Origin of the sequence: Teichococcus deserti, from assembly GCF_001982615.1 — a bacterium.
GTDB classification, from domain to species: domain Bacteria; phylum Pseudomonadota; class Alphaproteobacteria; order Acetobacterales; family Acetobacteraceae; genus Pseudoroseomonas; species Pseudoroseomonas deserti.
The window spans coordinates 1-7,737 of record NZ_MLCO01000419.1 but is presented as its reverse complement, the minus strand read 5'-3'; the positions used below and the strand labels follow the sequence as shown (position 1 = coordinate 7,737).

Sequence of the window (7,737 nt, the reverse complement as noted above, 5' to 3'; positions counted from 1 at the left end):
CCCGAGACGCCGCCCTCCGCGCCGCCGCCGAACACCACCGGGCCGAAGCAGCCGGTGCCGGTCAGCCCGAAGCAGGGGCGGCATATCGAGGGCCAGCAGACCGACGCCAAGCGCGGCACCATCACCGCCGACCCCCGGGAGGTGCTGGACACCCATGCCGGCAAGGGGCAACAGGTCGGCAAGATCCCGGTCGGCGAGCCGGGCTCGAAGGAGCGCATCGACACCGGCGGCAAGCCGCTGGGCATTTACCGCCACGCCGACGGGCGCGAGGCGGAGACGACGCGCGGCATGATCCACTACGGCAAGGATGGCGCGCATATCGTCCCGGCGCGCCCTGAAGGATGGGTTGAATGAGCGGCAAGGAAGCCCCCGGGGAGGCCCCCGACGCCTGGCGCAAGTGGCAGGAGGAGCTTCGCTGGTCGGCCGAGCACGCCCTGGAATATCCGCCGGAAGGGCTGATGGCCTATTCCTGCGCCGTGGTGCCGGGCAGCCGCCGCGCCTTCCTCAAGGCACATTTCTCGCAGCCCCCCTCCGAGGATGCACTTGACGCCATCCAGGCGGTGGAGAGCGAGGTCGCCGCCTATATGCCCGATGATTTCGAGCTGGAGACCGAGCTCGAGGTGGTGCCGGCCGGCGCCGCGCCGCGGCTGCTGCCAGCCATCGCCTTCCAAGCGTCCCACGGCGCCTGACCTAGCCGCCTTCTGGGCGGCCTTCGCGGAAATAAAATAATGGCGTGCCGAAACTTGACCTTATGAAGAGCGTTCGCGCGCGTTCACGATAATGTTGGCGTGCTACGCCTTGCCCGGATCGCAGATTTGGACAGTCGCAAAGCCAAATTCAAAAAATTGCGAGGCCTGAATACATCACCGCTAACTGAGCCGTCGCCATCTTGGCAATGAACGGAACCGGCCTCTACTTTCCGGGCCGATTATCGCAGAAGGGAAAGCCAATCCATGTCGGTCCAAGCGCGGCGCGTCGTTGCGGTCTTCACCTCGCTCAGTCTGCTCGCAGGCTGCGCCACGCCCCTGACCCGGGATGGCCGCATCGGCAGCGATGACGGCACCGACAGCTGCCGCAGCCAGCTGGTCGCCCTGGACAGCACGGGGAATTTCTTCGCAGAGGATATCCTGAAGGGCGCGGCGCTCGGCGCGGTCGGCGGCGCGCTGCTCGGCGGCGCCATCGGGCAGAACTGGCGCGGCGCCGCCATCGGCGCGGCGACCGGCGCCGCGGCGGGGGCTGCGGGCGGCTATCTCTACGCCCAGCAGCAGCGCAACAAGGACCAGGCCAGCCTGACCGCCTCGATCGCCGGCGATCTGGAGCGCGAGAATGCCGAGCTGGACCGCACCCAGATCGCCTTTGACCAGCTGATGGATTGCCGCTTCCGCCAGGCCCAGACCATCCGCGCCGGCGTCGCCAATGGCAGCATCGACCGCGCCGCCGGCCAGGCGCAGATGGCGCAGCTGCGCGAGCGCACCCAGCGCGAGATCGCCCTGGCCGAGACGATCAGCCAGAGCGTCAACAAGCGCGGCGCCGAGTTCGACACCGCCGTCGAGACCGTGGCGCCGGGCGCCACCAAGAACGTCTCGCGCGACACCAGCTTCCGCAACGCGCAGATTTCCCGCGCGACGCCGCTGCGCCTGCGCCCCGACGCGGCCTCGCCGGAGATCGGCAATGTCGATGCCCGCGCCGCCGTGAAGGTGCGTCCGGTCAGCGCCAACTACGCGCTCGTCGAGACCGCCTCGGGCCAGCGCGGCTATGTGCCGACCGAGGCCTTCGCCAACCGCCGTGCCATCGGCACGGCGCCGGTCGTGCGCGCCGGCGTCCCGGGCGACGCCCGCTCGCTGGCGGCCAGCAACATCGCCCGCCGCGACAACTTCTCGGAGAGCGTGACGCAGGCCAAGACCGCCGCCGCCAGCGGCTTCGAGCTGGCCGCGGGCTGATGCGGCGCCGGCTGCTGCTGGCCTGCCTCCTGATTCTGCCGCTGCCCCTCGGGGCGGCGGCGGCCCAGGGCATGGCCGAACCACCGCAGCAGCCCATCCTCAGGATCGAGACGGGGGCGCATACCGCCCCCGTCGCGCGTCTGGCGACCGACGCCGCCGGTCGCCTGCTGGCCAGCGTCAGCGACGACAAGACCCTTCGGCTGTGGTCGCTGCCGGACGGCACGCCGCGCGGCGTGCTGCGCCCGCCCATCGGCCCGGCCGAGGAGGGCGAGCTCTATGCCGTGGCGCTGTCCGCCGATGGCAGCCGCGCCTTCGCCGCCGGCAGCACCGGCCGCGCCTGGGACGGCTTTTTTTCCATTTATGTGTTCGATACTCAGACCGGTCGGCTGGCGGCGCGGCTGCCGGGGCTGCCGGCGCCAGTGCAGCATCTGGCGGTCTCGCCGGACGGCACGCGGCTGGCAGCAGCCCTGGGCGGGCGCGCCGGCATCCGCGTCTGGGATGCGCGCAGCGGGCGGCCGGTCTTCGAGGATTCTTCCTATGGCGGGCCGGCGCGGATGCTGGCCTTCGACGCGCAAGGCCGCCTGGCCAGCACCGCCGCCGACGGGAAGGTTCGTTTGTACGACCCGCGGGGGCGAAAAATCGCCGAGCGTGCGGTGTTGCCCAATGCGCGGCCCTTCGGCCTGGCGCTTTCGCCCGACGGCACGCTGCTGGCCATCGGCTTCGAGGACCGGCTGCGCATCGAGGTGCTGGCGCTACCCGACCTGAAGACCGTGGCGCAGCCCGATGTCGCCAGCTTGCAGGGCGAGGGGCTGCCGGCCGTCGCCTGGGCCAGCGACGGGCGCGGCGGCGTGCAGCTCTATGCCGCCGGCTATGCCCGCAACGAGGGCGCCACCCAGGCCGCCACGACCGGCGGCGCCGCGCTGAACAAGCAGACCGAGGCGCCCAGCGCCGGCGGCCGCGGCATCCGTCCGCCGAGCGCCCAGCCGGAAGCGCCGCGCCCGACCATCGCGCCGGCGGCGCCCGCGGTCGCGCTGCCGCGCCGCTTCGTCATCCGCCGCTGGGCCGATTTCGGCCTGGGCCCGGCGCAGGACATCGCCGCCGCGCGGGATTCCATCGCGCAGCTGCTGCCCTTGCCGCAGGGTGGCCTGGCCTTCGCCGCCGCCGATCCGGGCTGGGGCCGCATCGCCCCCGATGGCCGCCTGGCGCTGCCGCCGCGGCCGGGCACCGCCGAGTTCCGCGCCACCGGCGACAGCCTGGCGGTCAGCGAGGACGGGATGCGGCTGCGCTTCGTGGCGCGGGCCGGCCTGCCGCCGCTGGCCTTCGACGTCGCCAGCGGCCAGCTCGGCCGGGCGCCGCAGGATGCCTTGATGACCGGCGGATCCGACAATGGCCCCGGCATCCGGCTGACGCAGTGGCGCAATTCCAGCCAGCCGCGGCTGAACGGCCGCCCGCTGCCGCTGGGCGAGGGCGAATTCGCCCGCAGCGTCGCGGTGCTGCCGGATGGTTCCGGATTCCTTCTTGGCACCGACACGCATCTCCGGCTGTTCGATGCGCGCGGTTCCTTGCTCGACGCGCTGCCGGGGCCGGGAGCGAGCTGGGGCCTGGCGCTGGCCGGCGATGGCAGCCTGGCGGTCGCCGCCCATGCCGACGGCACCATCCGCTGGTACGGGCTGGCGGGCCAGAAGATCGCCGAGCGCGCCGCCTTCTTCCTGCAGCCGTCCTCCCTGCGCTGGGTGATGTGGACGCCGGAGGGGCTGTTCGACCATGCCGCCTCGGGCGGGCAGGAGCTGGTCGGGGTGCATCTGAACGAAGGCCGTGCGGCGACGCCGGAATGGGCCAGCTTCCAGCAGGCCTATCGCGCGCTCTATGCGCCGGCCGCCGTGCGGGCGCGCGTCGCCGGCGAGATGCCGCGGGCCGATGTGCTGGCCGGGCTGCGCGCCCGCATCGGCCATACGCCGCTGGCGCGGGCCGGCGAGATCTGCGCCGTGCTGCCCGATGGCAGCTGCCCGGCGCTGGACTGGCAGGCCGCCGTGCTGCCGGCCGAGGCCACCGCGCTGCGCTTCAGCGTGCTGCCGCAGGATCGCGGCCTCGGGCTCGGGCCGCTCGACGTGCTGCTGAACGGGCGCATCGCCGCGCGGATCGACGCGCCGCGGATGGTGGCCGATGCCGGGACGCGCGCCGAGGGCTCGCCCTTCCAGGCGGAGGTGCCGCTGGATCCGGGGCCGAACACCATCACCACGCGGCTCTACGCCGCCGACCGGGCGCTGTTCTCGGAAGGGCCGGGGCTGGAGCTGCGGCGCGAAGGCCAGGCGGCGCCGCCGCCCGGGGCCGGGCGCCTGGTCGTGCTGGCCGTCGGCGTCAACGATTACGGCGATGCGTCGCGCAACCTGCGCTATGCCGTGCCGGATGCGCGGACGGTGGTGGAGGCGCTGCGCACCGGCAGCGCCGGGCTGTTCGAAGGCGTCGACACCACGCTGCTGCTGGATGCCGAGGCCTCGCGCGAAGGCGTGCTGAAGGCGCTGGCCGATGCCGCCCGCCGCGTCCGTCCGCAGGATACTTTTGTCTTCTATGTCGCGGGCCACGGGGTGCGGGTCGAGGATAACGGGCGGTTCCTGTTCCTGCCGGCCGATGTCGGCGCGCCGCGCAGCATGGCGGAGGCGGCGCGACGCTCGATCGACGACGACGCGCTGATTGCGGCGCTGGCCCGCATCCGCGCGCGTGACGGTTTTCTGCTGATCGACACCTGCTATGCCGGCCAGATCGCCTTGGACAGCCTGTCCGCGCTGGGCAACGAGACGGGCCGCTTCCTGCTGGCGGCGGCGTCCTCGGTGCAGGAGGCGCTGGACAGCTATGACGACCGCAACGGCGTCTTCGCTTATGCACTGCGCGAGGGCTTGCAGGGTCGTGCCGCGCGGGACCAGGAAGGCCGGGTCAGCGCGCTGGCCTTGGGCGAATATGTGTCCCGCCGCGTGCCCGAGCTCGCTGCCGAGAAGCGCCATCGCCAGAATGCGGTGTTTCGCACCGCGACGCGGGACCTGCGCAGCTTCCCGATGGCGCAGGTCGGCAAGTAGCCAACTGACAGAAAGAGAAGGGGGCGCGGGGGAATTCCTTCCCCCGCCGCTTGCTTGCCTGTCTAGACCCGGATGATGTCGCGATGCATCCGGGCGAAGGCGCGCACGTCCTGCACCTTCACCATGGTCAGCGCCTGGCGCCAGTGCCTGCGCATGTCCGGGATGAAGAGCTGGATGACGTTGCGGTTGCCGGAATAGCCGCGGCCGGCATCGACGCTGTTGCGCCCCATGTAGCGCCCGGTGATCTCGACGGGCCGCCCGCGCCCTTCATAGGCGTCCATCGGCGCCTGGAAGACTGCGGTGATGACGACGTCGGCATGGCTCCATTCCCAGGGCACCGCCAGGTAGTGGCGCGCCATCTGCGACAGGTTCATGCCGGTCGCCGCGCAGCCGTCCATGATCTTGTGCAGCTGGTCGTACTCGATCCACCAGCCGCCGCCCATCTTGGAATCGTCGGAGCCGTTGGCATCGGCGAAGCGGTAGTAGACGGTGCGGCCCTGGTAGAGGCGCGTGCGGTTGGGCTCCTCGATGCCGCCGTTGCGCTCGACCGCGGTGCCACGCTGCGGACGGCCGTACCAGTCCTCGGTGTTGAAGCCCTTGGCGCGCAGCATCCAGTGGGGCTGGGTAAAGGCGTCTTCGTTCAGCGCCTGCATGGAGCGCACCTCCGCGGCCGTTGGGATGCCTGTGTCTAGGTCAGAGCCATGCGGCCCGCCAAGACAGGGCCGGTTCGCTTCACGTTGTTGTCGGAGACAGCGTCGATCAAGAAAGCGTTTTCTCGCAACGGAGGGTGCGCCCCTCCCTTTTCCGTCCTGATCGTGACAGAAAGCAGGGTGCGGCGCCCAGAGGAGGAGTGCTTCGATGTCGGCCGGGTTCGTTCAGGCAGACCGCCTGCTGCAGATGACGACGCCGCTCGGGCCGGATGTGCTGGTGCTGCGCGCGCTCGACGTCACCGAGGCGATCGGCCAGCTCTTCACCATCGAGGCGGAGGCGATGTCGGAACGCGACGACATCCGCCCCGACGAGCTGATCGGCCGCGGCATCACCTGCACCGTGCAGGCGCCGGGCCGCGAACCGCGCCATTTCCACGGCCTGGTGCAAAGCTTTTCCCGCGCCGGCGACTATGGGCGGGGCACCAGCCTGTACCGCATCACCGCGGTGCCGCGGATGTGGCAGCTCAGCCGCACCGCCGATTGCCGCATCTTCCAGAACCAGAGCGTGCAGCGCATCGTGCAGACGCTGCTGGAGGAGGGGCATGTCAGCCCGGTGCGCTTCGGCAACCTGCCCACCGCGCCGCGCAGCTACTGCGTGCAGTGGAACGAGACGGACCTGGATTTCTGCCAGCGGCTGCTGGACGAGGTCGGCGCCGGCTATTTCTTCCGCCACGAGATGGGCGAGCACACGCTGCACATCACCGGCGCCAATGCCGATTTCCCGGCCATTCCCTGCGAGCCGGTGACCAACCGCCCGGGCGCCGAGAATGGCGGGCCGGACAGCGTTTGGGGCTGGACCGCCGCCGTCGAGCAGCGGCCGGGCAAGTCGGAGGCGGTGGATTTCGACCAGCTGCGCCCCGGCGCGCTGCTGAAGGCGCAGGCCAGCACGGTGATGAACACCTCGACCGCCGAGGCCGAGATGTATCACTGGCCGGGCAACCAGACCGCGCGGCCCGACGCCGATCCGGCGCGGCTGCAGATGGAGCGCGACGAGGCCGCGGCCGAGCGGGTCCGCGCCGAGGGCGGCGAGCCCGCGATCTTCGCCGGCGGGCGGCTGCAGGTGGCGCCGGCGCTGGGCGCTGCGCCGGTGCCCTGGCTGGTGACCAGCGTGGTGCACCGCGCCCGCGACGACAGCCATATCGCCGGCGGCAGCAGCAGCCATTACGGCAATTCCCTGGTGCTGATCCCGGCCGAGCGCACCTGGCGCGGGGCGGCCGCGCATCCGCGCCCGACCATGCCCGGGCTGCAATCGGCCATCGTCACCGGCCCGCAGGGTGGCGAGATCCATTGCGACGAGCATGGAAGGGTAAAGGTGCATTTCCACTGGGACCGCGCCGGGCCGAAGAGCGACGGCTCCTCCTGCTGGGTGCGCGTCGCGCAGCCCTGGGGCGGCGCCTGGGGCGGCACCTGGTTCCTGCCGCGCGTCGGCGACGAGGTGCTGGTCGGCTTCATGGATGGCGACCCGGACAAGCCCGTCGTCATCGGCAGCCTCTACAACGACGTCTCGCGGCATCCGCATGCGCTGCCGGGCAACATGACGCAGAGCTGGATCACCTCGCGCTCGTCGAAGGGCGGCGGGCCGGAGAATGCCAATATCCTCCGCATGGAGGACAAGATGGGGTCGGAAGAACTCTACCTGCAGGCGGAGAAGGACATGAACGTCCTGGTGCGCGACAACCGCGACACCACCCTGCAGCGCGGCAACGAGACGCTGACGGTGGAGAAGGGCGACATCGCCGTCACCGCCGAGCAGGGCAAGATCGCCATCGAGGCGATGCAGTCGATCACGCTGACCGTCGGCGGCTCCAAGGTCACCATCGACCAGACCGGCATCACGCTGGAGGCGACGCTGATCACCGCCAAGGCCGGCGGCACCGCCCGCATCGAGGCGCCGCTGATCCAGGAGGAGGCATCGGGCTCGATGATCCTCAAGGGCGGCATCGTCCACATCAACTGAAGCCCGGCCCCGCCATGACCCCCCCCACCCCTGGAAAGCTCAGCGGCGCCGCGCAGGCA

At 71.3% G+C, this 7,737-nt stretch carries 6 protein-coding genes; 5 read left to right on the top strand and 1 reads right to left on the bottom strand.

What is annotated here, in order from left to right:
- The 4 genes from BKE38_RS33020 to BKE38_RS28390 form a co-directional block, all read left to right on the top strand.
- The coding region (locus BKE38_RS33020) for a polymorphic toxin type 50 domain-containing protein (RefSeq protein ID WP_076960504.1) at nt 1-354 on the top strand (354 nt) is incomplete at its 5' end.
- Nucleotides 351-689: a hypothetical protein gene (locus BKE38_RS28400; protein WP_076960503.1), complete on the top strand. Its 339-nt coding sequence runs from the start codon at nt 351-353 to the stop codon at nt 687-689. The genes BKE38_RS33020 and BKE38_RS28400, both read left to right, overlap by 4 nt.
- 264 nt (nt 690-953) lie before the next feature.
- Nucleotides 954-1,940: a YMGG-like glycine zipper-containing protein gene (locus tag BKE38_RS28395; protein WP_076960502.1), complete on the top strand. Its 987-nt coding sequence runs from the start codon at nt 954-956 to the stop codon at nt 1,938-1,940.
- A gap of 71 nt (nt 1,941-2,011) precedes the next feature.
- The gene (locus BKE38_RS28390; protein WP_165694312.1) at nt 2,012-5,011 is read left to right on the top strand and encodes a caspase family protein; all 3,000 of its coding nucleotides are present in this window, start codon (nt 2,012-2,014) and stop codon (nt 5,009-5,011) included.
- A 62-nt stretch (nt 5,012-5,073) separates the two neighbouring features.
- On the opposite strand, the gene BKE38_RS28385 is transcribed toward BKE38_RS28390, so the two are convergent.
- Nucleotides 5,074-5,664, bottom strand: coding sequence for a hypothetical protein (locus BKE38_RS28385; protein ID WP_076960500.1), 591 nt, complete (start codon nt 5,662-5,664; stop codon nt 5,074-5,076).
- Nucleotides 5,665-5,869: 205 nt separating this feature from the next.
- On the opposite strand from BKE38_RS28385, the gene BKE38_RS28380 reads away from it, so the two are divergent.
- A complete protein-coding gene (locus BKE38_RS28380) occupies nt 5,870-7,678 on the top strand; it encodes a type VI secretion system Vgr family protein (protein ID WP_076960499.1) in 1,809 nt (602 codons plus the stop codon).
- Nucleotides 7,679-7,737 lie beyond the last annotated feature (59 nt).